Below are 25,827 nucleotides of genomic sequence, written 5' to 3' on the forward strand. Positions count from 1 at the left end.
CAATAATTATGATAAAGGCAAATGAACCGATTGTTTTACAGGATGCTTTTTTGTGGTGAAGCAGGATGACATACCTGATAGCTGAGTAAGAAGATCACTGGAGTGGTACGACAGAGGTCAGGGGCATGGATGCCCACAAAATATTATCCACACATTCTTTAAAACAATCCGTTCGAAACCCACTAAAAAGGAGCCTTAATGGCTCCTTTCTTTTCTTATTTAAAACTACAGAAGCAGCTTTCTGATATCACCCAGCAGAGTAGAAAGCAGTACCGTAAACTTGGCAGCTTCCGCACCATTAATAGCACGGTGGTCGTACGACAGTGACAGCGGAAGCATCAGACGAGGTTCAAACTCATTGCCATTCCAGCGAGGTTTCATATCCGCCTTGGATACACCCAGAATTGCAACTTCCGGAGAGTTCACAATCGGAGTGAAGTAGGTTCCACCAATGGAACCCAGGCTGGAAATTGTGAAGCAGCCACCTTTCATTTCTTCAGGCTTCAGCTTCTTGGTGCGGGCTTTCTCGGCCATTTCCGCACACTCAACAGCCAGCTCCCAAAGACCTTTACGATCAACATCCTTGATCACCGGTACCATCAGGCCATCCGGTGTATCAACCGCAATACCGATGTGAACATAGTTCTTCAGAATGCGGGATTTGCCATCTGGAGACAGTGACGCGCAGAACTGAGGCATCTCTCTCAGAGCATAAGCCGCAGCCTTCAGCAGGAAGGGCAAAGGAGTCAGCCGAGTGCCGCGAGCTTCAGCAACGGCCTTCTGTGCCTTGCGGAATGCTTCCAGTTCAGTGATATCGGCATCATCGTGCTGGGTCACATGTGGAATGTTGAGCCAGCTGCGTTGGAAGTTCTTTGCCGCTACCTGACGCAGGCGGTTGAGTTCTTCAACAACAACATCGCCCCACTGACCAAAGTCGATTTCGGGAATCTCTGGAATACCGTTGGCGGCAGTCACACTACCTTTAGCAGCCACAGGTCTGGTCAAACGTTCTTTCACAAACGTCTGCACATCTTCCTTCAGGATACGACCTTTCGGACCAGTTCCCTTAACCAACGTCAGATCAACACCAAACTCACGGGAAATCTTTCGAACCGCCGGACCTGCATGAACCAGACCGGGCAGAGCTGGTTTCATATCTTCTACGCTGACAGCCTTGTGGGCATGACCTGTGCGATCAACCAGAGCTGCAGGTGGGGGAATATCGCGGGAAGGTTCTTCTTCTGCTTCCACAACTTCCTCAACAGCAGGAGCAGCAGGAGCCTCAGCACCAGCGACTTCCATAGTGAAGATCAGGTCACCCTGATTCACCTTGTCGCCAATGCTTACTTTAATACCTGTGATTTTACCTGCACTGGCGGCAGGAATATCCATGGTGGCTTTATCAGACTCCAGCGCAAGCAAAGTGTCGTCTACTTCAACGGTATCGCCGACGCTGACAGATATCTCAATAACTTCAACGTTCTCTGCACCGATATCCGGTACATAAACTTCAATTTCTGCAGACTGAGCAGGAGCAGCAGCAACAGGTGCAGTCTCTTCTACAACAGTTTCTGCGGGAGCAGGTTCACTTGTCGGCTCTTCAGAGGCAGCACCTTCAGCAGCGATATCCATTCGCAGCATATCGTCGCCGTCTTTAACGGTGTCGCCAATGTTTACCAGAATTGCAGCAACAGTACCGGCGCGTGTTGCCGGAATTTCCATGGTTGCTTTATCTGACTCAAGAGTAATAACGGTATCTTCGGTATCGACAGTGTCGCCAGGAGCGACATTGATCTCGATGACTTCTGCGCCTTCACCACCGATATCCGGAACCTTGATTAATGCTTCTGCCATATTCTTAGCCTTCGGTCCGGCCGGGCTGATGAGATATTCCCACCAGCCCGGCTTCAGATCCTGTTCTGTTTCGTTTACTTCAGCCAGCTATCAGCTGTTCAGGGGAGTGACTTTCTCTGGGTCAATTCCCAGAATTTTGATTGCTTCAGGAAGCACAGATGCCTCCAGCTCACCATCCCTGACCAGCCCCTGAAGTGCAGCCAGAGCAATAAAGTTACGATCCACTTCGAAGAAGCGACGCAGGTTTTCACGGGTATCAGAGCGACCAAAGCCATCGGTACCCAGAGTAATGTATGTGCTTGGTACAAAGTCACGAATCTGGTCGGCGTAGAGCTTCATATAGTCTGTGGCAACAATAACCGGACCTTTTGCACCTTCAAGCTGCTGCTCAACCCAGGTCTTGCGAGCTTCCTGATCAGGATGCAGCATGTTCCAGCGGCTGGTTTCCAGGCCATCGCGGCGCAGCTCATTAAAGCTGGTTGCGCTCCAGATATCGGATTCAACGTTAAATTGGTTGCGCAGGATATCAGCGGCAGCACGTACTTCCTCAAGTATGGTGCCACTACCCATCAGCTGCACTTTCAATTTGGGCTCAGGGCTGTTGGAACTGTCTTTTTCTTCACCCTGCTCGAACAGATACAGACCTTTCAGGATACCTTCCTGCACCCCTTCACGCTCAGGCATGGCAGGCTGCTGGTAGTTCTCGTTCATGGTAGTGATGTAGTAGTAAACATTTTCCTGTTCACCATACATACGACGCAGACCGTCCTGAATAATCACCGCCAGCTCGTAACCGTAAGTCGGGTCATAGCTGATGCAGTTAGGAACAGTACTTGCCAGAATATGGCTATGACCGTCCTGATGCTGCAGGCCTTCACCGTTCAGTGTTGTACGACCAGAAGTTGCACCAATCATAAAGCCGCGGGCCTGAATATCACCGGCAGCCCATGCCAGATCACCTGTCCGCTGGAATCCGAACATGGAGTAGAAGGCATAGAACGGAATCATCGGGATATTGTTATTACTGTAGGACGTTGCAGCTGCAATCCATGCTGCGTGGGCACCTGCTTCGTTGATACCTTCTTCCAGAATCTGACCGTTCTCGGTTTCCTTGTAGAACATCACCTGATCAGCATCCTGAGGCTCGTACTTCTGACCAGAGGCAGAGTAGATGCCCAGTTGACGGAACATACCTTCCATACCGAAAGTACGGGCTTCGTCAGGAATAATCGGAACAATGTGCTTGGCCAGGTTCTTATCTTTCACCAAGGCACCGAGAATACGGTTAAAGGCCATGGTAGTAGAGATCTTACGATCACCGCTACCTTTCAGAACTGCATCAAAGGCAGACAGTTCAGGAATCGGCAGGTGAACATCAGTATTCGTGCGACGCTGGGGAATAAAGCCACCCAGTTTCTCACGACGACGACGCATGTAGACCATTTCAGGGCTGTCGTGATCCGGCTTGTAGTAAGGCAGATCTTTCAGGTCTTCATCTTTGATTGGCAGATCGAAGCGGTCACGGAACTGCTTCAGGTCTTCAATAGGCAGCTTCTTCACACTGTGGCTGACGTTGGCAGCTTCAGCAGTTGCACCGGTACCGTAACCTTTAACGGTTTTGGCCAGAATAACAGTTGGCTGGCCAGTATGGTTTACTGCTGCATTGTAGGCTGCAAACACCTTGTAAGGGTCGTGACCACCGCGGTTCAGATGCCAGATATCATCATCCGTCAGACCTTCAACCATCTTTTTGGTTTCAGGATAACGACCAAAGAAGTTTTCACGGGTCCAGGCACCGCCTTTGTTCTTGCAGTTCTGATAATCACCATCAACCGCTTCGTCCATCAGCTGCTGCATCATGCCATCTTTGTCTTCGGCAAACAGGCGATCCCAGTGACGTCCCCAGACAACCTTGATCACGTTCCAGCCAGCACCACGGAAGACACCTTCCAGTTCCTGGATAATCTTACCGTTACCGCGAACCGGACCATCCAGGCGCTGCAGGTTGCAGTTAACCACGAAGACCAGGTTATCAAGATGCTCTCGGCCAGCCAGGGAGATTGCCCCCAGGGATTCCGGCTCATCCATCTCACCATCCCCCAGGAAGGCCCAGACCTTACGCTTCTGCTCGGGCATCATGCCGCGGTTGATCAGGTATTTCATAAAGTGAGCCTGATAAATCGCCTGCAGCGGGCCAAGACCCATGGATACAGTTGGGAACTGCCAGAAGTCAGGCATCAGCCAGGGGTGTGGGTAGGAGGGCAGACCTTTTCCATCAACCTCAGTACGGAATCCATCCAGCTGATCTTCAGTCAGTCGACCTTCCAGATAAGCGCGGGCATAGATGCCTGGCGCGGTATGGCCCTGGTAGTAAACCAGATCACCATCACGATCACTGTCAGGACCGTGGAAGAAATAGTTGTAACCGATATCGTACAGGGTGGCACTGGAAGCAAACGAGGAAATGTGACCACCGAGATCACCTTCTTTCAGGTTGGCTTTCATTACCATTGCCAGTGCGTTCCAGCGCACCAGAGAACGAATTTTCCGCTCCATAAACAGATCACCAGGCATTCTGGCTTCTTTGGAGGAGGGAATGGTGTTTCGGTAAGGCGTGGTAATTGCGTAAGGCAACTGAGTTCCACGTTTGCTGGCTCGGCGGGCAAGACGGGTCAGCAGGTAATGTACCCGCTCTTCACCTTCTGCTTCCAGCACAGCTTCCAGAGCGTCAAGCCACTCTTGAGTCTCGACAGGATCAATATCGCGCTGCATTATGGGTCCCCGGCACTGAATCAAATCAGTATACATGGAAAGATTGTACGCAAAAGCCACCCCGGCCAATCACCTAAACCGGCAGCCCTGCATTTATGTATGTAATTTTCCTACATAAATAACAGCTCGCGCAACACCAAATTCAACAAATTCTGTAACTTTTCTACATTTGTGATTTTTGCTCCACTTTTTCACCATCACCAAATGCTGTCATTTCCGGTACACTGGCACTCTTAGAGCCTGTCCGGCAGGCTCCCCGGCCCAGCCATAAGTAAGAACGATTCCAGAGGGCACCATGACAGCCGCCAAGCCTGAACTCATCCAGAAACTTGCCAGCCAGCGACACCAGATATTCCTCGAAAAGCTCTCAGATGATGAGAAATCTACTTTTATGGCGCTAACACCCGACACTTGGGAACAGATTCAACGGTGTTGGGTTGGCAGTGACTATGTATGGGATTTATGTCAGACAAAGCCGGAAGTTCTCCTCTCATTAATTGGTAGCGGCGCTCTCTATAAAAGCTTTGAGGAAAATGAGCTGGATCATGAGTTAACGCAGCTTCTGGATGGGTGTGACTCTGAAGAAATGCTGATGAGTCTGCTTCGCCAGTTTAGACGGAAGCAGCAGATGCGGACAATTTTTCGTGATCTCAACCGCTTGGTACCCATGACGGAAACCACGACAGATGTAACATCTCTGGCTGACAGCTGCATCAAACAGGCCTGCGACTGGCTTTATGAAGATTGCTGCAAAACCATCGGCACCCCCATGGGATCAGAAGATGGTGGCCCTCTTCGCCAGCAACATATCACTGTACTGGGCATGGGCAAGCTGGGTGCCAGAGAGCTCAACCTGTCATCAGATATTGACCTGATCTTCTGTTACCCCAGCAAAGGGGAAACCCAGGGTGCCCCAAGAACCCTGACCAACCAGGAATTTTTTATTCGTCTGGGTCAGCGGCTGATAAAGGTTCTTGATTCCCAGACTGTGGACGGATTTGTATTCCGAGTCGATATGCGTCTGCGCCCTTACGGGCAGAGCGGGGCACTGGCTCTCAGTTTCTCCGCCATGGAGCAGTATTATCAGGACCAGGGTCGGGACTGGGAACGTTACGCCATGATCAAGGCCCGGGTTATTACCGGGGACAAGGCAGACGGCCAGGAATTGATGGATATGCTGCGCCCCTTTGTTTACCGGCGCTATATCGACTTCGGTGCTATCTCCGCACTGCGCGATATGAAGCGGATGATCCAGCGGGAAGTTGCCAGACGCAGCCTGCAGAACAATATCAAGCTCGGCCATGGCGGTATCCGGGAAATTGAGTTTGTTGTGCAAAGCTTCCAGTTGATTCATGGAGGACGGGATCGCTCTTTGCAAAAGAGACCTTTGCTGGAAGTGCTAGAGCACCTTGGATCCTCTCAATACCTGCCATCTCAGATTTGTCAGGATTTGCGTGAAGCCAATGAGTTCCTCCGTAATCTTGAACATGCTCTTCAAGCCGTTGCTGACCGTCAGACACAGACACTGCCATCTTCAGAAGACGATTTGCAAAAACTGTCGTGGATTATGGGCTTTGATAGTGAAACCGGTTTCCTGGATCACCTGAATGTCATCCGCGACAAAGTCAGCCAACACTTCGAAGCCATTATTTCCGAGAACGATGATACTGAGCAGAAAGAAGACTCAAATCTGGAAGAGTGGGACTCTTTCTGGTCTTCCCAGTTACCGTCAGAAGAAGAGCTGGCACTTCTGGAACGCATGGGTTTTCAGTCACCGGTAGATGTTCACCAGAGACTGCTGGTCTTGCGCGATGGAAAAGTTCTGAAAACAGCCCGCAGACAAAGCACGGAACGCATTGATCAGTTTATGCCCCGGCTGCTGCAGGCTGTTCTCAGGGAGGACAACCCTGATCAGGCTCTACTCAGGGTTCTGACGATTGTTGAAGCCGTTCTGCGCAGGACAGCTTATCTGGTCCTGTTGATTGAAAACCCCGGAGCTCTGGAACACCTGGTTTCTCTTTGTGCCGCCAGCCCAATGATCACAGATCAGATTGCCCGCCATCCCGCACTGTTGGATGAGTTCCTTAACCTTGGCAGTCTCTATTCTCCCCCTGAGAAAAACGAGCTGGAAGATGAACTGCGCCAGCAGCTGGCGCATATTCCGGAGGATGATCTGGAAACCCAGATGGAATCCCTGCGTTACTTCCGGATGTCTCATATGCTGCGGGTCGCAGCCGCACAGGTCGCTGGAAAAATGCCTCTGATGAAGGAGAGCGACTACCTGACCTGGACAGCCGAGTCTATTCTGCGTGCAGTTCTGGATATTGCCTGGAAGCAGCTTGCAGCCAAACATGGCGAGCCTTCTTTTGATGAAGGCGACAATCCTCCGGGGTTCCTTATTGTCGGTTACGGGAAGCTGGGCGGAATAGAAATGGGGCCTGGTTCCGATCTGGATCTGGTGTTTATCCATAACGGTAACTCCCGGAAGATGACCTCTGGTGAAAAGCCATTGGAAAACAGCATGTTTTTTACCCGCCTTGGTCAGCGGATTGTGCATATGCTTGACACCAGCACTATTTCAGGCCAGCTGTATGAAGTCGATATGCGGCTACGGCCTTCTGGCAACTCCGGGCTGCTGGTGTCTTCGCTGACCGCATTTGAAAAGTATCAGAACAAAGAGGCCTGGACCTGGGAGCATCAGGCTCTTGTAAGAGCGCGGGTTGTTGCTGGTGACCCATCTCTGGCCCAACAGTTCGAATCAGTAAGAGCCAATATCCTTTCAAATAAGCGGGAACAGGGCAAATTGCTGGATGAAGTCAGGGAAATGCGGGAAAAGATGGCAAAAAGCCTGGGAACCAAAGCAACCAAGGCAGGAACATCTGAAGAAGCCTGGGACTCAAAAGGCGAGTTTCACCTGAAACATGACCGTGGCGGTATTGTCGATATCGAATTCCTGGTGCAGTACGCAGTACTGGCCTGGTCTCACGATCATCCTTCTTTAACGCGCTGGAGCGACAACATTCGCATATTGGAAGATCTGGAACATGCAGGGCTTCTCTCCCATGAAGATGCTGTTGTCATGAATGAGGCTTACCAGTCCTACCGCAAAAAGCTGCATAAGGCTGCACTACAGAATCAAAGTAGCAAGATCAGGGGAGATAAAATGCATAAGCAGCGACAGACTGTCATTCAGCTCTGGAATCACATTATGCAGGATGATGTTCCCTGTAACGTCCCCTGTTAAGAACAGGCAGAATATGGTGCAATAGGCCTTTGCTGCTAGATGTATAATGATCTGAACCAGCACAGGCCTGCACCAGTTGTCACAAGCGACTGAAAGGCTTTTAGGTCGCGAAAAACCGAAAGCGTCCTGAAACGGGATAGACCTCCGAACAAATGACAAAGGGAACCCGTTTAGCGAACAAAATAATGATGAATTGACAGGAGCACCCTATGTCTTTCGCCGATCGTGATGGCGTAATCTGGTTTGATGGTGAACTGGTTCCCTGGCGTGAAGCCAAAACCCATGTTTTGACACACACTCTACACTATGGTCTTGGTGTATTTGAGGGTGTCCGGGCCTATGCGACTGACTGCCCAGAGCTGGGAAGAAGTGGCCCATGCATTTTTCGCCTGCAGGAACATACTGATCGCCTGTTCCGCAGCGCCCATATCCTTGGCATGAAAATGCCATGGACCAAGGATGTGATTTCTGAAGCGCAAAAGACTGTCGTACGGGAAAACAACCTTTCTGAAGCTTATCTTCGCCCAATGTGCTTCTATGGCTCAGAAGGAATGGGCCTGCGTGCCGAAAATCTGAAAACACACTGTATCGTTGCTGCCTGGGAATGGCCTTCCTATATGTCCCCGGAAGCCAAAGAGCTGGGCATTAAAATCCGTACGTCGTCGTACACTCGTCACCACGTCAATATCACCATGTGCAAAGCCAAGGCAAATGGCAACTACATCAACTCCATGCTGGCCCTGAAAGAAGCTCTCGACAGTGGCTGCGAAGAAGCACTCCTGCTGGATAACGAAGGTTATGTTGCAGAAGGCAGCGGTGAAAATATCTTTATCGTCAAAGACGATGGCATCATTTACACGCCTGAACTGACATCCTGCCTTGAGGGAATCACCCGGGATACCATTATTCGCTTTGCCAATGAACTGGGTCTTGAAGTTCGGGAAAAGCGGATCACCCGCGATGAAGTCTATGTTGCTGAAGAGGCGTTCTTTACCGGAACTGCTGCCGAGGTTCTGCCTATCCGGGAACACGATGGCCGGGCGATTGGCAGTGGAAAGCGTGGACCGATTACAGAAAAGCTACAGACCATGTATTTCGAGCAGGTGAAAGGACGGCGGGAACAATGGCCCGAGTGGCTGACTCCGGCCAGATAGCCGAATTGATAAGATTACCGTACAAAACGCAACAATTGTGTGGCAGATAACCACACAATTCAGCAACTCAAAGCAATCCTGCATATTCAAAGTGGCGTATAATTTGCGCCACTCCTTCACCATGAAAATATCGCTGTCAGCATAAAGCTGTCTTCATGGCTTTGGGGGGAGCGGTATTTTCCGCTCATGGCTGTTTTATTAATTTTTGCATTTTATTTTCAAAAACAGAATTAAGCCGGTTTACTGAATCATTCCTCGTTAGAAGCGAGCATGTTTAATATTCAGCAGATCGGGTTGCCGCCTGAACCGGGGCGCTCCAAGCAGCGTTAACCTGACGGGCGGTAGCGTGCTCTATCAGCCCGGAAAGCAGAACGAAAGAAGGCTAAACGAGAATAGTGAAGTACCTGATTATTGGCCCCTCCTGGGTTGGCGATATGGTGATGGCACAGACGCTGTTCATCACTCTCAAGCAACAGGATCCTGAGGCAATTATTGATGTGCTGGCTCCAGCCTGGAGTGCACCACTGCTTGAACGCATGCCGGAAGTTCGTAAAGGCCTGGATATGCCTCTCGGCCACGGAAAACTTGATCTTGGCACCCGCAGGCAGCTGGGTAAAAGCCTGATATCTGAACAGTACGATCAAGCCATGGTTCTGCCTAACTCATTAAAGTCTTCCCTGGTTCCTTTCTGGGCAAAAATTCCCAAACGCACCGGCTGGCGTGGTGAGATGCGCTATGGTCTGCTCAATGACCTGCGACCTCTTGATAAAGAGCGCTACCCGCTGATGGTTGAGCGTTTTATTGCTCTGGCTTTTCCCAAGGGGCAGGCACTTCCTGAAGAGCTTCCCCGGCCTCATATGGAAGCCAATATAGAGAACCGTGATGCAGCTCGTAGCCGTTTCCAGCTAACCAGTGACAAACCAGTGCTTGCTCTCTGCCCCGGCGCTGAATTCGGTCCGGCCAAAAAGTGGCCAGAAAAACACTATGCAGCTGTTGCCCAGAAAAAGCTCGAGGAGGGTTGGCAAGTCTGGCTGTTTGGTTCAGAAAAAGATCGCCCGGGTAACGAGACTCTTGCGGGATTTATTAGTGACGAGCATAAAAGCTCTGTTCATAACCTGGCGGGACAGACCAGTCTTGCTGAAGCTATCGACCTGCTTTCCTGTGCCGATGCTGTTGTCAGCAATGATTCCGGTCTGATGCATATTGCTGCTGCGCTGGGGCGTAACCTCGCAGTGATTTATGGATCAACGTCTCCCGGTTTTACTCCTCCGCTAAACGACAATCACAAGATTCTTCGCCTGGGTCTGGATTGCAGCCCCTGTTTTAAGCGTGAATGTCCTCTTGGACACCTGAACTGCCTGAATGATTTAAAACCAGAGCTGGCTATTAATGCTCTGGATAAACTGGATGGCAAATTAATTGATATCAATACTGATGAGGCTTTGAATGAGCAGTAAGCCGATGCACGTATTGCCAAAGCGGGTGTTGATAGTAAAAACCAGTTCTCTGGGAGATGTCATTCATACTCTCCCGGCGATTACCGATGCCACAAAAGCGATTCCTAGTATCAAGTTCGACTGGGTTGTTGAAGAAAGCTTTTCTGAAATTCCTTCCTGGCATCCTGCCGTTGATAAGATTATCCCTGTCGCTATTCGTCGCTGGCGCAAGAATATTGTTCAAACCTGGCGAAGCGGAGAGTGGGCAAACTTTCGAAAAGATTTGAAAGCCCGAAAGTATGATCTTGTTATTGATGCACAGGGACTTCTGAAAAGCGCTCTTTTGACCCGAGGGCTTGATGCGTCGGTTTATGGTCTGGATAAAGACTCAGCCCGCGAGCCTCTAGCTGCGAAGTTCTATACAAACCCTGTCGCTGTAGCCAAAGGCCAGCATGCCGTTGAGCGTGTTCGTCAGTTGTTTGCCAAAGCTCTTGGTTACCCCTGCCCGGAAGAGAAAGGTCACTTCCAACTGGCTGCAGAAAAGTTTTCTGACAGTGAAGGGCTGCGTCCGAAAGAGCCTTATCTGGTGTTTGTTCATGGCACAACATGGGTTGATAAACACTGGCCTGACACTTACTGGTGCCAGCTGGCTAAAAAGGCGACTGAAGCCGGTTATATTGTCTGCCTGCCCTGGGGTAACGATAAAGAACATGAGCGTGCAAAGCTGATAGCAAATGGGAACCCCAATGTTCAGGTTCTTCCCAAAATGCCATTGAAAGGGGTTGCTTCCATTATTGCCGGAGCCGAAAAAGTTGTAGCTGTTGATACAGGACTCGGTCATTTAACTGCCGCATTGGAAATTCCAGCCGTTTCCCTTTATGGCCCCACCAGCCCAGTTCTGGTTGGAGCCTATGGTGAACAACAAAAACACCTGACCTTGGATGATTGTGACAAAACGGGAAGCATTCCCGATGTTCATCCCGCAATTTTTGCTCCAATGACCCCTGAGCTGGTTTGGGAACAATTGGAGGCTGGTGTTTAGTCCATGACTTCAATGAAACAGCCTCTAACCCTGGCCTTTATCCTCTACAAGTATTTTCCTTTTGGTGGTTTGCAGCGGGACTTTCTCCGTATCGCAAAATGCTGCCAGCAGCTTGGCCATTCCATCACTGTTTACACCATGGAATGGAAAGGAAAGATCCCGGAAGGTTTTGAGATCAAAACCAATTATCCGAAAACCATTACCGCTCCAACCCGCAACAACCAGTTCCACAACTGGGTAAAGGAGCAGCTGGAACTGAATCCGGCAGATCTTGTTGTCGGCTTTAACAAAATGCCTGGGCTGGATGTGTACTACGCAGCCGACACCTGTTTTGAACATAAAGCCCGAAACCTGCGTAGCAGCTGGTATACCTGGACCCGTCGTTACCGTCACTTCAGTCAGAATGAGAAAGCTGTTTTTGGTAAAGATGTCGATACAGTTTCACTTCTGATCTCTGCCAATGAAAAGGTCAATTTTCAGCAGCACTACAAAACACCCGATGAAAGACTGCACCTGCTACCTCCTGGTATATCCAGAGATCGCAGGCGTCCGGCGGATGCTGAAAGTATTCGTCAGAATTTTCGAAAAGAGTTTGACGTGAAAGACAATCAAAATCTGGTTTTAATGGTTGGTTCCGGCTTTAAAACCAAGGGCGTCGACCGTGCTTTACAGGCAATCAAGGGGCTGCCAGCTGAGCAAAGGAAAAGCACCCGCCTGTTTATTATTGGTCAGGATGATCCGCGCCAGTTCAAGGTTCAGGCTAAAACTCTGGGTATTACAGAGCAGGTGAGCTTCTTCTCGGGCCGCGATGATATTCCACGTTTTCTGGTTGGTGCAGATCTTCTTATGCACCCTGCTTACAACGAAAATACCGGTACCGTACTTCTGGAAGCACTTGTAGCCGGTCTGCCTGTGCTGTGTACTGATGTCTGCGGATATGCACACTACATCACTGATGCACAGGCTGGTGATGTCGTTCCCTCTCCCTTTATGCAGGAAGATCTGAACAAGCGTCTCAGCACTATGCTGGCTTCTGATCAAAAACAGCAGTGGCAGGATAATGCTCTGGCTTTTGCTGATACTGCAGATATCTACAGTCTGCCAGAGCGGGCAGCGGAAATTATCGAACAGGTAGGCCTGAAGAAAACAGGTACTCAACAGCAGGAAAGGGAGACCCTATAAACGTGCTGTATCTTCGACAGGACTTCCAGTCCGCGTGGAAGGGGGAAGACCCTTTTGAAAAAGTCGAGCAGCTGGAAGGCGAAGTATTCCGCCAGCTGGAAGCTCGTAAGACCCTGCAGTTTGCACAGGACGGTAAAAGCTATTTCGTCAAAATCCACCGGGGTGTTGGCTGGAAAGAGATTATTGATAACCTGATCCGGCTGCGTAAACCTGTTCTTGGTGCTGAGAATGAGTACCTGGCTATCAAAAAGCTGGAGTCTCTTGGCATTGATACCATGACGGCTGTCGCCTATGGAAAAAAGGGAAGTAACCCGGCTAAACAGAAGTCATTTATTGTCACAGAAGATCTGATTGATACCATCAGCCTTGAAGACCTTTGTGAAACCTGGCCAGATAATCCTCCACCATTTCGGTTAAAGAAAAACCTTATCGAGAAAGTGGCAGATGTCAGCCGCCTGCTGCACAACAACGGTGTTAACCACCGGGATTATTATATTTGCCATTTTCTCCTGAAAATCCCGAACGGTATTGAAAAGATTGATCCGGAGAATTTCCATGTTCATCTGATTGATCTGCACCGCTCGCAAATAAGAGAAACCACACCAAAACGCTGGATAAAAAAAGATATTGCCGGTATCTATTTTTCGGCTTTGGATATTGGCCTGACTCAGCGGGATATCCTCCGCTTTATCAAAATCTATACCGGTTTGCCTCTTAAACAGGCTCTTTCCGACTTCAACTGGCTATGGGAAGGTCTGCAGAAAAAAGCCGACAAACTCTATACTCGCCAGCAGCGAAAGGCTGGAATGTGATTCAAGGATGTCGCCTGCCTGGATAAAATTATGATCAGTAAAATTTTGACCTTTTTTGAAAAGCGAGAGTAACAGCTTCTGTGAAATGTATTTCCCCAGACGAGCTGTCGTCCTTAAAGCAGTCACCAGTGGCACCCTTTACTCTGGAAAGCACTTCTGGAGCATTAAACTGTCGGCAAACATTGCGCTTTCTTCCCGGCAAAAGACTGGTTGTCAGGGCTCAACTGAATAATCGAGACGTGATAGCCAAATACTTTTTTGGCCCCCACGCTTTAAGAGACCAGCAAAGAGAAATCGCTGGAATTCAAGGTTTCCAGAAAGCTGGCATCAACACACCTGAGTTGGTTGATCACAGCCATGACCAAAACTTTGCTGTTGTAGTGACTGCCTGCCTTGACCCCGCCATCAGCTTTGAGGCCATCTGGAACAGTAATATAGAAGATAGCGAACGCAGGCAATGGCTTACCAGGATAGCCGTCATCATTGCCACAATGCACAAAGCCGGTGTCGAGCAGACAGATATCCATCTTGATAACCTGCTTCTTCATAACAACCAGCTGTTTATGATTGATGGTGGCGGAGCCAAAATCGGTAGCACTCCCCTTCAGGCGAAAGCGGCTCTTGAAAATCTGGCTCTTTTTCAAGCAGTGCTTTACCCAAGGTTTGATCGCTTCCTTGGGGATGTCTGGCTGGCCTACAGCAAAGAAGCCACTGAATACACCCAGCAACTCTCCATTGAAGAGTTTACCGATTTAATACAAATACAACGCAAGTGGCGGGAAAAATTCATTATGAAAGGCCTGCGCAATTGTACTCGCTTCCGTGTAGATAAAAGCTGGAATCGTTTTGTATCTATTGATCGTGAATTTGATACAGAAGCATTACAACCTTTAATTCAAAATCCGGAACAAGTCATTAGCCAAAGCAAGATCATCAAGCGGGGCAGAACGAATACTGTCACTATTGTTACCCTTGATAACGGTCAACAGGTTCTGGTCAAGCGCTATAAAAGCAAAAAGGGTTTTCTGCATAAATACCTGCGGTGCTTGACAAAATCCCGGGCACGTATCAGCTGGCTGAACAGTCTGTTACTGGAGATGATTGGAATTGCCACTCCCCGCCCAATAGCCATGATTGAAGAACGCTTTGGGCCTGTTGTACGGTGCAGTTATGTCATCAATAGCTTTGTGACAGGTCAACAAGCCATTAGCTGGTTTTCTGAAAACCATACAAACCCGGATGCACCCGCCGTTGCCCGGAAAGTCACTGAGATGCTGGAAAATTTAAGGCGTTCTCTTGTTTTTCATGGTGATTTAAAAGCAACTAATATACTCTTGGCTGACAACCAGCCCATGCTGATTGACCTTGATGCAATGAAGTCTTACAAGAGTCAGACAAAATTTCGACGGGCTGCAGAAATCGACAGGAAGCGTTTCATTAGAAACTGGGAAGGATATCCCGAAGTACAACAGCTCTTTGAGCCGTATATAACAAATAAACAGCCATGAACCAAAAGTTATTCCCCCAGGGAACCGTGCTTTCATGGCTGATAATAAGCGGGAATTGTTGTAGCCATGATCATACTTGGCCTTTCCGGAGCGATAAGCCACGATCCGTCTGCCGCCCTTTATATTGATGGAAAACTGGTAGCCGCCGTTGAAGAAGAGCGCCTGATCCGCGATAAGCACGCCAAGGGTAAAATGCCTCTGGAAGCTACCCGGTTTGTCTTGCATCAGGCAGGTATTAAACCAGCTGATGTTGATATCGTTGCCATCCCAATGGCACCAATCAGCCTCTCTTCACCTGCACGCTGGCATTATGCCAAGCGTTACTGGTATGCGCCGGACAGATCTCTGGATGCCTTATTTAACGGCAATCGTCGTTACCATCGTTATGCCAATAATATTCGTGCCATGCTGGCTGATCTTGGATTCCAGGAAGGGCAGTATGAGTTTGAACCCGTTGAACACCATCTGGCTCACGCTTCAAGCGCCTATCATCTAAGCGGCTTCAAAGAAAAGACCGCCATTATGGGGGTTGATGGTAAAGGGGAGTATGCCACCACATTCTTTGGTTATGGTGAAAACGGCAAGATTCATAAGATCAAAGAGTTTTACGACCCTGACTCTTTAGGCGGCCTGTACGGAGCTATCACGGAATACCTTGGCTTCGATATGCTCGATGGCGAGTACAAAGTCATGGGAATGGCACCATATGGTGATCCTGACAAATACGACTTAAGCCGTCTGATTGATTTTGACGGTAGTGATTTCCGTATCAACACAAAGCTCGCTAACGTCATTGGTTTGAGACGTTATAAAGAGGATGGCAAAGGTTACTACTTCACTCCTGAACTGATTAAATGGCTGGGACCTCGCCGTAAAGACGATGCTGCTGATGATCCCTATATTCACTACGCCGCTTCGATGCAGGCACTGTATGAGGAAGTGGTTCTGGGGCTGATGGATCATTACCTTGGAGACATCATCAGGGAAACAGGTCATATCGCTTTTGCCGGTGGTGGCGCCTTAAACGTTAAACTGAATCAAAAGATTATTGCCCGGCCAGACGTCAAACAGCTGTTCGTCCAACCTGCCGCCAGTGATGCGGGTACAGCTATCGGTGCAGCATCTTATGTCTCCGAGATGCGTGGCCAGAAAGTAGAAAAGATGGATCATGTTTACCTCGGCCCATCATTTACCAATGAACAGGTTATTCAAGCCTGTGAAAGCCACAGCGAAAAACCTAAATTCAAGCAGATATCTGACGTTCCCCAGAACATTGCCAAAGTGCTCAATGATGGTAATCCTGTAGCCTGGTTCCAGGGACGAATGGAGTTCGGCCCAAGAGCTTTAGGCGGGCGTAGTATTGTGGGCTGCCCAAGTTTTAAGGGTGTTGCTGACCGAATCAATGAGCAAATCAAATTCCGTGAGCGGTGGCGTCCCTTCTGCCCAAGTATGCTTGAACGCACTTCAAAAGAAATGTTCAAGGTCGACCACCCCGCACCCTTTATGACATTCACTTTTGAAGTGAATGAAGAGTGGAAAACGCGTGTGCCGGAGGTTGTTCATGAAGATGGCACCTCTCGGGCCCAGGCTCTGAAGCCAGGGTTGAATGACCGCTACTATACCCTGATGGAAGAGATGGAAAAGTTGACCGGTAATGGCGTAGTTCTCAACACCTCACTCAACAGGCGCGGCGAACCCATTGTCTGTACACCGACAGATGCACTGAATATGTTCTTTGGTTCTGATCTTCAGTACCTGATTATGGAAGATATTCTGGTTGTGAAAGACGAGTTTCCCGAACACATCTAACGACGACAAGCGCTTGTCTGAACGACAGGCGCTTTTTAAACACGAATAAAAAAGCTGTGAATATTCTCCGAGCCTGGCGGAAAAGAAGCTGGCATGACATTGATGCCAGCGAATACAGTAAAGCTTATGCTTCTTATGGTGGAAGCGTAATAACCCACCCCCATATAATTAAAAAAATCTCTGACATTACAAACATGCCTTTACGCTATCTGGCTCAGCATCAGAATGGAAAACTTGTTGCCGCGATTCCCATTTGGGGCTCATACATAGCCGGGAGCAAAAAAGCCCTGAGGAAGGCCGGAAAAAACAGGATAATAGATTTTGGGAACCCGGAGGTTATGCTGCCACTTGAGAAGAACTGGACTGGCGCAATTCCTTTTCAAGGCGATTTCCTCTCCCATGTTCACCACGGCAGGGTTCACAGCCTTAAGCCCAGTTCATCAAAGTCTATCTGCCTGGCACGTTCGTACAAGCCAGGTGAAAACGGACTATCCAAAAAATTTAAATACAATAAGCGCCGTGAACTGCGACTGCTGCAAGAACATGGTGGAAAGATTATTCCCGTATCAGAGCTCAGCACCGGGGACTTCTGCCAAACCTACATTCACCTGTTCAGGGCTAGGTGGGGCTTTGATATAAAAGGAGCAGAAAATTTACATCTCGTCCTGGAGTCCATACGAGATCACCTCGTTGGACACATTGTGACCATTAACAATACTCCAGCAGCAATACAACTACTGCTCAAGGCTGAATCCCCTGAATGGGTATCAGTCGAATATATTAATGGTGGTGTCGATCCAGGTTTCAATAAATACAGCCCAGGCAGTGTACTCAGCTATCTTCACACCAGTCAGCTGGAAGATTATGCTATAAGCCAGAATAAATACCTGCGCTTTTCTTTTGGAAAGTCAGATAAAGAGTATAAAGATCGATGGTGTTATCGTTCACCTGTCTACAAGACTTAACGATCAAGCCACACAATAATAAAAATAATTGGCAGTTAAAATAATGAAGACCAGCGAGAGTCCCTGGCTTACAAACAGCCATGAGCGGGAAATGCCCCCCCGAAAAATGAAAATGCAGTGGGCATTTCCATGATAAAAAAGAAACGCTTCAACCAAATTAAAGTCGTTATCGTCCTTATCATTTGCTGTATCGGGGTTGGGTATGGGTTTTGGTGGCAGACTGGTTTGTTTCTTCTGATGGTATGGATATCCCATGAAGTTTTGTGGTCCGATCATATCTTTTACGACCCCAAACAGGATTACCTCTACATCCTGAACAGTGACTTCCAGTTGCAGGTTGACCTCCGAGAGGGCATTACCCTGAAGCTGGATACATGCAATACCTCAAGCAGCAGATTCGATACCTGGATTCTTGCACAAAAGATAAAAGCTACCAGCATTGCTGGCCAGATATTTGATCCAGCAGTCACTGTGTGCTGCGGCAGCAAGCAGCATAAGCAGTATTTTGAACGCGGAGGGGCAGGTATCCGTTACATTAACCTGTCTGATTTTGCTGAAGAATTAAACAGCGGGCAGCTTGTTCATATTACCGGGAAGCATTGCTCTCTTTCAGGTACAGGAACTATACATGGCTTCTGTAACCCAAATTTCAGTCAGAAACGAATCCTGATTATTGCTCCTCATGCAGATGATGCAGAGCTATCATCATTTGGCCTGTACAGTCAGTCTGATGATGTCCATATCGTTACTTTGACTGCTGGAGAAGTTGAGATGGACGACTTCTCCCATGTCTACCATCAGCCAGAACAAGCTTCTGTCCTGAAAGGACGTCTCCGATCCATGGACAGCATAGCTATTCCCTTATTGGGAGGTGTGCCACAGGAACGATGTATCCAGCTTGGGTATTTCTGCAAACGGTTGAAAGATATGAAGCAGCAACCTGACAAGGAGTTTGCGTCCCTTTCGGCAAAAATCACTGATACCCGGATATTTCGTGAGTTCAACTCTCAAAATCTGCTTTCAGACAGCGATGGAAGGCCTACGTGGGATAACCTGATTCAGGACTTGGTTGAACTACTGGGCAATATTCAACCCAAAGTCATCGTCATGCCAAACCCTGACATGGATGCCCATGATGATCATATTTACAGCACTATAGCTATGAAGGAAGCCATAGCAAAATCATCAATCGAGCCTCAGTACGAATTATTCTACGCCAACCATTACCACACTACAGATATGTTCCCGTTTGGTCCGGCTCATTCCGCAGCCTCACTTCCTCCAGATTTTTCAGGCCATTCTGTGCGGGTTTATTCCTGCCAGTCAGATATAGACCTGCAGAAACGAAAAGTATTCAGCTTAAGAATGATGCATGATCTAAAAGATAAGTGGGTACTGAAAAAGCAGCTCCGAAGCCTTCTACAGGGGCTGCTGATACGCAGACGTTTCTGGAGATATGGATCAGAACCATATCTGCACAAAGCAGTTAAGCAGAATGAGGTTTTTATTGTCTCTGAGATAAAGTAACCAACACGGAGAGAAATTAACCCTCTCCAGCTCCTCCAATATGATTACGAGCCTCCACACAACTTTCTAAAGAAAGCGCTTCCAACACATCTTCTTCCACTGCACCAAATTGTTGCAGCTCTTCGATTGTCATCTCTGACAGATCTTTTCCACAATCCAGCCCATACGCAACAGCCTTGCCAACTACTTCGTGGGCTTCACGGAACGGTAGTCCCTTCTTCACCAGATAATCCGCCAGATCTGTTGCGGTAGCAAAGCCTGTCTTGGCTGCCGCCCGCATATTCTCTGACTTTGATTTGATATGGGGAACCATATCGGCAAAAGCACGCAGACAATCTTTCACCGTATCCACCGTATCAAACAGTGGTTCTTTGTCTTCCTGATTGTCTTTGTTGTAGGCCAGAGGCTGGCTTTTCATCAGGGTCAGCAGACCGATCAGATGACCATTCACCCGCCCGGTTTTGCCCCGCACCAGCTCAGGAACATCCGGGTTTTTCTTCTGCGGCATTATGGAGGAACCGGTGCAGAAGCGGTCTGGTAGTTCGATAAAGTCAAACTGCTGGGAAGTCCACAGCACCAGTTCTTCTGACATTCTGGAAAGGTGGGTCAGAATCAGCGCACTGGCTGAGCAGAACTCTATCGCGAAATCTCGGTCACTTACGGAATCCAGAGAGTTTGCAGTTGGCGCATCAAAGCCAAGCTGCTCGGCCGTATAGTTACGATCAATCGGGTAAGTTGTTCCTGCCAAAGCTGCAGCACCAAGAGGGCACTGGTTCATGCGTTTCCGGCAGTCAACCATTCGGCTGTGGTCACGCACCAACATTTCCCGCCATGCCCTGAGATGGTGCCCGAAGGTAATTGGCTGGGCGACCTGAAGATGGGTAAAGCCTGGCATTATGGTCTTGTTTTCTTTAACCGAGAGCTCTGTCAGTCCATCCTGCAAACGTTCCAGTTCAGCAAGAATATGATCAATCTCATCCCGCAGCCATAAACGAATATCAGTCGCTACCTGGTCATTTCTGGAGCGCCCGGTATGGAGCTTTTTGCCGGCAATGCCAATCTTCTCTGTCAGTCGCGCTTCGATATTCATATGAATATCTTCCAAAGCAACTGACCATTCAAACTCTCCCCGCTCAATCTCTTCCTTGATATCCTGCAGGCCATTCAGAATGCTGCCCAGCTCTTCTTCAGTAAGAATATCCGCTTTATGCAGCATTCGGGCATGAGCCATCGAGCCCTGAATATCATGACGATAAAGGCGTTTATCAAAATCAATTGAGGCTGTGAAACGAGCTACAAATTCATCAACAGCTTCACTAAAACGTCCGCCCCACTGCTGATTAGCCTTCTTTTCTTCTGTCATTCTGTATGGCTCTATGATTATCACTGTTTCGAGCCATTATACCCTTCACACCTTCCATTCGCTTGCAGAATGGGGTTATAAATATTGCTACAAGATAAATATTACTAATATCTGATGAGTGTAAATCCAATCACGGACGATAACTTTTACCTCCCAGACTTCTGTACGCCCAAAGCTGTTTTTTTGCTGGTTATTGCTGCGGAACTTCTGGCTATTGTTCTGGAACTGGCTGGATCCGGTGCTTTCAGCTGGACACAACTAGCCCTGACATCCCTTTTTATCCAGTGGGTCGTGTTGTTATCAGCAGGCCTGCTCTGCGCAATCAGACCATCAATGGTATCTTTATCTCCTTCGTTCACAACTGCTATCTGTCTGCTGGTTTGCCTGACAGTAACTTCTGCTTTTACACTTCTGGCTGTTTTTCTGATAACCAACATGTCTTTTGTGTGGCAGGAGCAGAATGAGTTACTGATTCGCAATAATATTATTGCGCTGATTATCAGCTCTCTGGTTCTGCGCTATTTCTATTTGCAAAAGGAACTGCTTAGACAGAAGCAGTCTGAACTGACTGCGCGTATCCAGTCACTTCAATCCCGTATTCAGCCGCACTTTTTATTCAACAGCATGAATACAATCGCCAGCCTGATTTCCAGCAAACCGGAACAGGCTGAACAGGCTGTTGAGGATTTGTCTGATCTGTTTCGCGCCAGCCTTGATGATGCCTCAATTCTGATTTCCATCGGGGATGAAATAGCGCTTGCCCGTCAGTACCTGGGAATTGAGTCCCTGAGGTTTGGTGATCGACTTAAAGTCACCTGGGCAGTTGGAGAACTTTCACCTCAGACCCAAATTCCACGCCTTTGCCTGCAGCCTCTTCTGGAAAACGCCATTGTTCACGGTATTCAACCAGACTCTGAGAATGGTGAAATTATTATTTCTGTCACTGAAGCAGAAAACCTCAATCTCTCAGTCAGTAACACCCTGCCAGGAATACAAAACAAACCTGAGAACAATAACCAAATCGCGCTGATCAATATATCTGACAGGCTTCAGGCTCTCTTTGATGACAAGGCGAAACTGGTAAGCAGAACTTATGAAATTGAAGACCGTAGCTGGTACGAATCCCGCATAACAATTCCAATTCAACAAACCGAGATGGTGCAATCCATCAGGAGAGCATCCTGACAGCTATGAGTATAAACAGCCATGAGCAAAAGAAAGTGTCTCCGTCATCCTCCGGGGAAGAAGACACTTTCACGATAAAAGTGCTGATTTGTGATGATGAGCCACTCGCCCGGGAAAGGCTCAAAACCATGCTGGATAAAACTGGAGGCATTGAAACTGTTGAAGACACAGCCGCCAATGGCACTCAGGCTCTGGAGCTGATCGAAAAAAATCAGCCTGATATTGTCTTACTGGATATCCAGATGCCGGGAATGGATGGCCTGACCTGTGCCCAGAAAATTGCCGATATGGAAACACCTCCGGCTGTCATTTTCTGCACGGCCTACAATCAGCATGCTTTGGATGCCTTTAAAGCGCAGGCTGTTGGTTACCTGCTGAAGCCCATTCGTCAGTCTGAACTGGCTAAATCCCTGAAACAGGCTCAACGTTTGACGCAATCACAGATCACGGCACTCAATGCCAGAAATCACAGTAATGAAGAACATGTTGTAGCCCGAACCCGCCAGGGAGTTGAGCTGATTCCTGCCAGCGATATCACTCTGTTTCAGGCTGACCAGAAGTATGTCACCGTCAGCTACCCAAAAGGTGAAGTTCTAATTGATGAGCCTCTGAAAAGCCTGCAGGAAAGGCTCGGCGATAGTTTTGTCCGCATACACAGGAACGCTCTAGTGGCCCGGAAAGCCATTGAGAGCATGAGCCAGAGTGATGATGGTTTTTATGTGTTAAACATTAAAGGTCTGAATGAGCCGGTCACAGTCAGCCGTCGGCATGTTTCATCAGTGCGCCGGGTGATTCAGGGAACTTCTCGCTGATAGCCAACTAGGTTCTGTTGACGTAAGTTTGTACGATTCAGTGGCTCAGAAAGCCGCTAATCACAAGAAAGGCTTGCGAAGGTGTAGTGGTTCTACATCAAGCAAGCCTGACGTAGGGAGTGGCGACTTTCTGGGCCACCCGAAGGGCGTCAGCGAGGCTTTCCAGCTCGTCGTTACAGCCGTTCGAAAGACAACCAGTCTTCCTTCACGTCTGCGTCTAGATCTGAAAAGCCTCGCTGACGCTGAATGTACAAACTTACGTCAACAGAACCTAAAAAAAGACCGAACAAAAGTTCGGTCAAACACAAGAGAGAAAGAATGGCTGTTAAGCAGCCTTATTATCTCCATCCTTAGCGGATGGCGGGTAGGTTGCGATGGTTTCTTCACCATCGAACGACTCCAGTTTCACATCAAACCCCCAAAGGTTTTTGATATGACCCAGGATCTCATTGGTACTCTGTTCATCCAGTGGACAGCGTTCGTGCATATAATGCCGCAGGGTGATTGAACGGTCGCCACGGACATCCACGTTATAAACCTGGATATTGGGTTCCAGATTTCCAAGGTTGTACTGAGCCGCCAGGTTCTGACGCAGCTGCCGGTAACCTTCATCATTATGAATAGCTGATACTTCCAGGTAAGGATTGGTATCATCATCACGAATGGTGAAGAAGCGCATATCCCGCATCACCTTGGGCGACAGATACTGCAGGATAAAGCTCTCATCCTTGAAGTTACGCATGGCGTAATCCAGTACTTTCACCCAGTCCTGACCGGCAATATCCGGGAACCACTCACGGTCTTCATCCGTCGGATCAAGGCAGATACGCTTGATATCCATAAAGATATTGAAGCCCAGAGTGTATGGATTAATACCGCTGTACCTTTGATCATCAAACTCCGGCTGATACACAACATTGGTGTGGGACTGCAGGAATTCCAGCATGGAACCATCAGTGATCTTGCCGCGATCATGCAGCTCAGTCATCAGGGTGTAATGCCAGAAGGTTGCCCAGCCTTCGTTCATCACCTTGGTCTGCTTCTGGGGATAGAAGTACTGCCCCATCTTGCGAACGATGCGAATCAGCTCACGCTGCCAGGTTTCCAGCAGAGGTGCATGCTTCTCTATGAAATAGAGCAGGTTCTCTTCCGGATCTTTCGGGAAGTGTTCCTCATGCTCTTCTTTCTTGCGGAATTTCTGGGGAATCGTGGTCCAGATATCGTTAATCGTCCGCTGGATATATTCCTCTCGGTCTTTCTGGCGATGTTTCTCCTCATTGGCAGAAAGCGGCTTGGGACGTTTATAACGGTTCACACCCTGGCTTTGCAGAGCGTGGCAGGCATCCAGCACCTCTTCTACCGCATCAACACCATGCATCTCTTCACACTTGGCAATGTAGTTCTTGGCAAAGAGCAGGTAGTCAATGATTGAGTCTGCATCCGTCCATTCCCTGAACAGATAATTGCCCTTAAAGAAAGAGTTATGGCCGTAGCAGGCATGGGCGATAACCAGTGTCTGCATGGTCATGGAATTCTCTTCCATCAGGTAAGAGATACAGGGGTTGGAGTTGATTACGATCTCATAGGCCAGTCCCATCCGGCCACGCTGGTAATTCGCCTGGTTAGAAAGGAAATGTTTGCCGTAAGACCAGTGGTTATACATCAGCGGCATACCCACTGAAGCATAAGCATCCAGCATCTGCTCTGAACAGATCACTTCAATCTGGTTAGGATAAGTATCCAGACCAAACTCATCAGCAATTTTGGCGATTTCCTGACCAACGGTTTCAATCAGCTCAAAATTCCATTCTGAACCGGTGAACAGTGGCTGAGCATCCTGTTTCGTATTCTTTTTCTTGCTCATGCGGTCACCTCCCGCTTCTCGAACAGTTCCCGGAATACCGGGTATATATCCGCCGGGGAGCGTATATGCGCCATGGCAAAGTAGTCAGGGTGATCTTTCTCCAGCTTCTTGTATTCGTGCCACAGATTTTGGTGATGACGGTCAGTAATTTCGACATAGGCGTAATAGCTGAGCAGAGGCATCAGATCTTCACTGATCACCTTGGAGCACTTGGGTGAATCTGCTTCCCAGTTATCACCATCCGAAGCCTGAGCCACATAGATGTTGTAATCCTTGGGGTTGTAGCGATCCTGCATAATATCGCGGGTCAGCGTCAGAGCAGACGAAACCACTGTGCCACCGGTCTCCCGGGCATAGAAGAAGTCATGCTCATCACATTCCTTGGCTTCAGCATGATGGCGGATAAATACCACATCGACCTGCTTGTAATTCCGCTGCAGGAACATATAGAGCAAGAAGAAAAAGCGCTTAGCCATATCCTTGATATCCCGGGTCATTGAACCGGAAACGTCCATCACACAGAACATCACAGCCTTGCTGGAAGGAATGGGAACCTTGATCATATTGTTGAACTTGAGATCAAAGTCATCGATAAACGGCAGACGTTTGATTTTCTCGTTCAACTCTTTGATACGCAGCTGAATCTCGGCAGCCCGATCCTTATCAGTCTCATCAGGGCTGACTTCCATCTCCCGCAGCTCTCTTTTCAGTGTACGAATCTCTTTACGATCCTTGCCGGAAAGGGCAATTCGCCGGGCATGGGCACCACGCAGGGAACGGATAACATTAATCCGGTCCGGTGAACCAACATTGGTAAAACCGCCACGACGCCATGAAAACTCGGTACTGTCCTTCAGTTCCTTGCGCACCATGTTAGGCAGTTCAAGGTCATCGAACAGGAATTCCAGGAACTCATCACGATCGATCTGGAAAACAAAGTCATCCATACCTTCACCGCTGTCGGACGCATCGCCATCTCCAGCGCCACCACCGCCTCCGCCACCTTTCGGGCGTTTAAAACGGTCTCCGGTTATAAACTCTTTGTTGCCTGGATGGGTCTGCTCGCGCTTGCCACCCTGGCCGTGATGAAAAAAGGGTTCGGACAGGTTCTTTTTATTTATGCTGATCTCTTCACCGCTGTCCGTATCGGTGATGCTTCTGCTGTTGACCGCATCGTTTACAGCTTTGCGGATATGATTACGATAGCGGCGCATAAAGCGCTCGCGATTCACCGTACTCTTGCCCTTACTGTTACGACGGCGGTCTATGATTATGTTGCTCATAAACGCCTCCAGCTT

Annotated in this window: 18 protein-coding genes; 12 read left to right on the forward strand and 6 right to left on the reverse strand. The window is 48.7% G+C overall.

Annotated features, from left to right (window positions below; genetic code table 11):
* Window positions 1-225 precede the first annotated feature (225 nt).
* Window positions 226-1,854 carry a dihydrolipoyllysine-residue acetyltransferase gene (aceF, locus tag M3P05_RS00120; protein ID WP_249697188.1) on the reverse strand — a complete coding sequence of 543 codons (1,629 nt, stop codon included), beginning with the start codon at window positions 1,852-1,854 and terminating at the stop codon, window positions 226-228.
* 90 nt (window positions 1,855-1,944) lie between these two features.
* Window positions 1,945-4,626, reverse strand: a complete 2,682-nt coding sequence (aceE, locus tag M3P05_RS00125) for a pyruvate dehydrogenase (acetyl-transferring), homodimeric type (RefSeq protein WP_249697190.1) — start codon at window positions 4,624-4,626, stop codon at window positions 1,945-1,947.
* Window positions 4,627-4,921: 295 nt separating this feature from the next.
* Between aceE and glnE the strand changes: the two genes are divergently transcribed.
* The 9 genes from glnE to M3P05_RS00170 all read left to right on the forward strand — a co-directional run bounded on the left by glnE (window position 4,922) and on the right by M3P05_RS00170 (window position 17,778).
* A complete protein-coding gene (gene glnE, locus M3P05_RS00130; RefSeq protein ID WP_249697192.1) occupies window positions 4,922-7,870 on the forward strand; it encodes a bifunctional [glutamate--ammonia ligase]-adenylyl-L-tyrosine phosphorylase/[glutamate--ammonia-ligase] adenylyltransferase in 2,949 nt (982 codons plus the stop codon).
* A gap of 209 nt (window positions 7,871-8,079) precedes the next feature.
* A complete protein-coding gene (locus M3P05_RS00135; RefSeq protein WP_249697194.1) occupies window positions 8,080-9,024 on the forward strand; it encodes a branched-chain amino acid transaminase in 945 nt (314 codons plus the stop codon).
* Window positions 9,025-9,419: 395 nt separating this feature from the next.
* A complete protein-coding gene (gene waaF / locus M3P05_RS00140; RefSeq protein ID WP_249697195.1) occupies window positions 9,420-10,481 on the forward strand; it encodes a lipopolysaccharide heptosyltransferase II in 1,062 nt (353 codons plus the stop codon).
* A complete protein-coding gene (gene waaC, locus M3P05_RS00145) occupies window positions 10,471-11,502 on the forward strand; it encodes a lipopolysaccharide heptosyltransferase I (RefSeq protein ID WP_249697196.1) in 1,032 nt (343 codons plus the stop codon). The genes waaF and waaC overlap by 11 nt, the downstream gene beginning before the upstream one ends.
* Window positions 11,503-11,505: 3 nt before the next feature.
* Window positions 11,506-12,684, forward strand: coding sequence for a glycosyltransferase family 4 protein (locus M3P05_RS00150; RefSeq protein WP_249697197.1), 1,179 nt, complete (start codon window positions 11,506-11,508; stop codon window positions 12,682-12,684).
* A 2-nt stretch (window positions 12,685-12,686) separates the two neighbouring features.
* On the forward strand, window positions 12,687-13,496 hold the full coding sequence (gene rfaP / locus M3P05_RS00155) for a lipopolysaccharide core heptose(I) kinase RfaP (RefSeq protein ID WP_249697198.1): 810 nt from the start codon (window positions 12,687-12,689) through the stop codon (window positions 13,494-13,496).
* Window positions 13,497-13,624: 128 nt separating this feature from the next.
* The gene (locus M3P05_RS00160; RefSeq protein ID WP_249697199.1) at window positions 13,625-15,004 is read left to right on the forward strand and encodes a lipopolysaccharide kinase InaA family protein; all 1,380 of its coding nucleotides are present in this window, start codon (window positions 13,625-13,627) and stop codon (window positions 15,002-15,004) included.
* A 66-nt stretch (window positions 15,005-15,070) separates the two neighbouring features.
* Window positions 15,071-16,813: a carbamoyltransferase family protein gene (locus tag M3P05_RS00165; RefSeq protein WP_249697200.1), complete on the forward strand. Its 1,743-nt coding sequence runs from the start codon at window positions 15,071-15,073 to the stop codon at window positions 16,811-16,813.
* Window positions 16,814-16,869: 56 nt separating this feature from the next.
* Complete coding sequence (locus M3P05_RS00170) at window positions 16,870-17,778, forward strand: GNAT family N-acetyltransferase (protein WP_332841981.1); 909 nt, start codon at window positions 16,870-16,872, stop codon at window positions 17,776-17,778.
* Between the two features lie 3 nt (window positions 17,779-17,781).
* Here M3P05_RS00170 and M3P05_RS00175 read toward each other — a convergent pair whose 3' ends face one another.
* Entirely contained in the window at window positions 17,782-18,054 is a 273-nt protein-coding gene (locus M3P05_RS00175) for a hypothetical protein (RefSeq protein ID WP_249697202.1), read from the reverse strand.
* On the opposite strand from M3P05_RS00175, the gene M3P05_RS00180 reads away from it, so the two are divergent.
* On the forward strand, window positions 18,040-19,305 hold the full coding sequence (locus tag M3P05_RS00180; protein WP_249697203.1) for a PIG-L deacetylase family protein: 1,266 nt from the start codon (window positions 18,040-18,042) through the stop codon (window positions 19,303-19,305). The genes M3P05_RS00175 and M3P05_RS00180 overlap by 15 nt on opposite strands.
* A 16-nt stretch (window positions 19,306-19,321) precedes the next feature.
* On the opposite strand, the gene argH is transcribed toward M3P05_RS00180, so the two are convergent.
* A complete protein-coding gene (argH, locus tag M3P05_RS00185) occupies window positions 19,322-20,668 on the reverse strand; it encodes an argininosuccinate lyase (RefSeq protein WP_249697204.1) in 1,347 nt (448 codons plus the stop codon).
* 114 nt (window positions 20,669-20,782) lie between these two features.
* On the opposite strand from argH, the gene M3P05_RS00190 reads away from it, so the two are divergent.
* Window positions 20,783-21,853, forward strand: a complete 1,071-nt coding sequence (locus M3P05_RS00190) for a sensor histidine kinase (protein WP_249697205.1) — start codon at window positions 20,783-20,785, stop codon at window positions 21,851-21,853.
* 5 nt (window positions 21,854-21,858) lie between these two features.
* Entirely contained in the window at window positions 21,859-22,665 is an 807-nt protein-coding gene (locus M3P05_RS00195; RefSeq protein ID WP_249697206.1) for a LytR/AlgR family response regulator transcription factor, read from the forward strand.
* 325 nt (window positions 22,666-22,990) lie between these two features.
* Here the strand turns inward: M3P05_RS00195 and M3P05_RS00200 are convergent, their stop codons facing one another.
* Entirely contained in the window at window positions 22,991-24,529 is a 1,539-nt protein-coding gene (locus M3P05_RS00200; protein ID WP_249697207.1) for a SpoVR family protein, read from the reverse strand.
* The gene (locus M3P05_RS00205) at window positions 24,526-25,812 is read right to left on the reverse strand and encodes a YeaH/YhbH family protein (RefSeq protein ID WP_249697208.1); all 1,287 of its coding nucleotides are present in this window, start codon (window positions 25,810-25,812) and stop codon (window positions 24,526-24,528) included. The genes M3P05_RS00200 and M3P05_RS00205 overlap by 4 nt, the downstream gene beginning before the upstream one ends.
* Window positions 25,813-25,827: the final 15 nt, after the last annotated feature.

This window comes from Parendozoicomonas callyspongiae, from assembly GCF_023502345.1.
Taxonomy (GTDB): Bacteria; Pseudomonadota; Gammaproteobacteria; order Pseudomonadales; family Endozoicomonadaceae; genus Sansalvadorimonas; species Sansalvadorimonas callyspongiae.

Bases quoted from the DNA above. Each gene is read 5' to 3' on its own strand.
- aceE (WP_249697190.1), bottom strand. From the start codon at position 4,626: ATGCAGCGCGATATTGATCCTGTCGAGACTCAAGAGTGGCTTGACGCT.
- M3P05_RS00175 (WP_249697202.1), bottom strand. From the start codon at position 18,054: ATGATCGGACCACAAAACTTCATGGGATATCCATACCATCAGAAGAAA.
- glnE (WP_249697192.1), top strand. From the start codon at position 4,922: ATGACAGCCGCCAAGCCTGAACTCATCCAGAAACTTGCCAGCCAGCGA.
- M3P05_RS00165 (WP_249697200.1), top strand. From the start codon at position 15,071: ATGATCATACTTGGCCTTTCCGGAGCGATAAGCCACGATCCGTCTGCC.
- waaC (WP_249697196.1), top strand. From the start codon at position 10,471: ATGAGCAGTAAGCCGATGCACGTATTGCCAAAGCGGGTGTTGATAGTA.
- M3P05_RS00135 (WP_249697194.1), top strand. From the start codon at position 8,080: ATGTCTTTCGCCGATCGTGATGGCGTAATCTGGTTTGATGGTGAACTG.
- M3P05_RS00200 (WP_249697207.1), bottom strand. From the start codon at position 24,529: ATGAGCAAGAAAAAGAATACGAAACAGGATGCTCAGCCACTGTTCACC.
- aceF (WP_249697188.1), bottom strand. From the start codon at position 1,854: ATGGCAGAAGCATTAATCAAGGTTCCGGATATCGGTGGTGAAGGCGCA.
- M3P05_RS00205 (WP_249697208.1), bottom strand. From the start codon at position 25,812: ATGAGCAACATAATCATAGACCGCCGTCGTAACAGTAAGGGCAAGAGT.
- M3P05_RS00190 (WP_249697205.1), top strand. From the start codon at position 20,783: ATGAGTGTAAATCCAATCACGGACGATAACTTTTACCTCCCAGACTTC.
- argH (WP_249697204.1), bottom strand. From the start codon at position 20,668: ATGACAGAAGAAAAGAAGGCTAATCAGCAGTGGGGCGGACGTTTTAGT.
- M3P05_RS00195 (WP_249697206.1), top strand. From the start codon at position 21,859: ATGAGTATAAACAGCCATGAGCAAAAGAAAGTGTCTCCGTCATCCTCC.
- M3P05_RS00150 (WP_249697197.1), top strand. From the start codon at position 11,506: ATGACTTCAATGAAACAGCCTCTAACCCTGGCCTTTATCCTCTACAAG.